General features: G+C 48.9%; 2 protein-coding genes. Both read left to right on the top strand.

The annotated features are described in order from the left end of the window. A partial coding sequence (locus ACI4WN_RS01555) for a GGDEF domain-containing protein (RefSeq protein WP_439776678.1) occupies positions 1-1,176 on the top strand: 1,176 nt, incomplete at its 5' end. 355 nt (positions 1,177-1,531) lie between these two features. Beyond that, the coding region (gene nrdD, locus ACI4WN_RS01550) for an anaerobic ribonucleoside-triphosphate reductase (RefSeq protein WP_439776677.1) at positions 1,532-3,051 on the top strand (1,520 nt) is incomplete at its 3' end.

Below are 3,051 nucleotides of genomic sequence, written 5' to 3'. Positions count from 1 at the left end.
GGAAGTGAAATGATTAATACCGTTGGCATCTACAATGAATGCTTTGACTTTTGTACCTGTGTGATCATGGCAGTTTTGATTATCAGCCGCTTGATCAAGGGCTACCAGCTGAGTTTTGAGCGACGCGGTTCCATGGTTTTAACCCTGCTGGATGTTGATCTCTTTTTAGCGAGTTTTTTGGAACTAACCCGGTCGATGATGCTGAACAATGACGCCTTTAACCTGTCAGCCGTCATTGAAGCGGTCGGCTTTTTGCAACGGATCGCCTATATCAGCCTGTCTTATCTCTTCTTCCTCTTTGCCTACTTCTTGGTGCATGAGGACCAGCCCGATGGCAAAAAATGGCTCCTCATCTCCTCTCCTTACATCTTTATTGCGGCGGAACTGTGCATTCCTTATTTCCGGGACAAGATCTACCAGCTAATTGGTAATTCCTATTACTTAAGAGGACCTTGGCAGTGGCACCTCTACCTTTATTCCATCATCTACATGGCGGGGGCGGTGGCCATTGTCTGGAAAAATCGGCAAAAGCTGCAAAAAGAGAAGCAAAAGAAGCGTTTTTGGTGGATCCTGTCTTTTGAATTGGTCTATTTAGTCACGATTTTCCTGAGAGTCAGCTTTGAATACCTGCAGATAAACTACTTTATGCTGGCCATCGGCTTGATGACTTTGACCATTTGGCTCAACGACTATGACTTAGACAGCTGGCGGACCCAGAGCCTGATCGATGAATTATCCGGCATCAAGAACCGGCAGGCTTTTAGACGGGACTTTGGCCAGTTTATCGGTCATGACCTGTGCGTGGCCATGATTGACGTGGACAATTTCAAGGAGTTTAACGACGAGTCTGGCCACGTGACCGGCGACAAGGTGATTGAAACCATTGGCCGGAATGGGCTGATCCAGTTTGGTGATGAATTCTACCGCTATGGCGGGGATGAATTTATCGTGGTCAGCCAGATGAAGCCTCAAGATTTTGTGGCTAAGCTGAACTTACTAGCCCAAGATGTGAAAAGTGCAGATGTGGGAAGCCGCCCCATCACCTTGACCATTGGCTACTACTTTGGCCATCCGCGAACGCCATCTGAAGTTCGCGAGCTTTTCCACCTGGCTGACGCCAACCTCTACTTTGGCAAGAGCCGGGGGCGGGATCAGATTATCGGCGAAAAGCCTTAAACGGCGGGCTTTGACGAAGAGTCAAGGCCTTTTTTATGTGCTTTTGAACTTTTGCAAAGGATTTTGAATCAGCTTCAAATTGTTAAAAATATTTTGCCGAACAAAATATTCTTTTTTTAAAACTATACGGGCCTAAGCGGGCGTGATCACTGAATCCGTCTTTGCGACTTGTCATTCTTTGCCCCTTTGTCTAGACCACAAGATCTGGTATTTTGTGCTATGCTTAATCCATAGAGGAAACCACATATAGTGGTTATCAACATTTAATCCACAAGATAGGCTTTACATTGTGGAAAAATAAGCATTACGAACCTAGATAAAACAAAAACTGAGAAGAGATAAGAGGTAGATCATCATGTTAAAGCCAGCACCAGAAGCAGCAGACCTGAAGTTTGCTAACGCACCTAAGAAGTTTATTAAGAGAGACGGTGCTTCCTTTAAATTTGAACAATTCAAGCTGGAAATCGTTTTGGACGAACTGGGCCTGACTGATCCAGAAACCAAGGAAGCCGTTTTGGGCAAGCTCTACGGCAAGCTTGCAGCCTACACGGTTGATGCCGAAACTGTCCACAAGGACTTCAAGGAAAGCCTGAACGAATTGGGCTTTTTGGACGAAGCCAAGGAATACGAAGCCAAGCGCCAAGAAGACGAAGAATTCTGGGCTGAACAAACCGACACTAAGCGCCGGTTGGCCAAGCTGGTTGACAAGGACCCAAGCATCGTTCACGAAAATGCCAACAAGGACTCTGACGTTTTTGCCACTCAAAGAGATTTGACTGCCGGAACGGTCGGCAAGACGGTTGGCTTGACCTTGATGCCGCAGCACATCGCCAAGGCCCACCTGCGCGGGGACATCCACTGGCACGACTTGGACTACACGCCCCTGTCACCAATGTCCAACTGCTGCTTGATCGACTTTGACTACATGCTCAACCACGGCTTCAAGATCGGCAACGCCTTTGTGGAAGTACCAAACTCCATCCGGGTGGCCACTAGCCAAGTAGCGCAAATCATCACCAGCGTCGCTTCCAGCCAATACGGCGGCTGCTCTTTTGACCGCTGCGACGAAGTTCTGGCTCCTTTTGCCGAAAAGAACTACCAAAAGCACCTGGAAGAAGCTCGTGAATTCATCGACGATGAAGACAAGGTGGAAGCTTTTGCGAAAAAGCGCACCAAGAAGGACATCTACGATGCCATGCAAAGTCTTGAATACGAGATCAACACCATGTTCTCCAGCCAAGGGCAAACTCCATTCACCACTTTGGGCTTTGGCTTAGGCACGAGCTGGATCGAAAAGGAAATCCAAAGGGACATCCTGAAGGTCCGCATCGAAGGCTTGGGCAGAGAACACCGGACTGCCATCTTCCCTAAGCTGGTCTTCACTTTGAAGAAGGGCTTAAACCTGCACCCAACCGACCCTAACTACGACGTAAAGCGTCTGGCTTTGGAATGTGCAACCAAGAGAATGTACCCAGACGTTTTGAGCTACGACAAGATCATCGACATCACTGGCTCTTTCAAGGCGCCAATGGGCTGTCGGTCATTCCTGCAAGGCTGGAAGGATGAAAACGGCCAAGAAGTCAACTCAGGCCGGATGAACCTGGGCGTCGTTACCATGAACCTGCCAAGAATCGCCATGGAAAGCAAGGGCGACATGGACCGCTTCTGGGAAATCTTCAACGACCGTCTGGCTCTGTGCCGCCAAGCCGTTGAATTCAAGGCTCACCGGGTTACTGAAGCCAAGCCAGTCAACGCACCAACCCTCTACGAATACGGTGCCTTTGGCAAGGGCGTGGGCGATGACGGTGACGTCAACGACTTCTTCAAGAACGGCCGCGCAACGGTTTCTCTTGGCTACATCGGCCTGTACGAAGT

Origin of the sequence: Lactobacillus sp. (assembly GCF_051893255.1) — a bacterium.
Taxonomy (GTDB): Bacteria; Bacillota; Bacilli; order Lactobacillales; family Lactobacillaceae; genus Lactobacillus.
The sequence above is the reverse complement of the archived record's forward strand: the minus strand, read 5'-3'. Positions and strand labels throughout refer to the sequence as shown.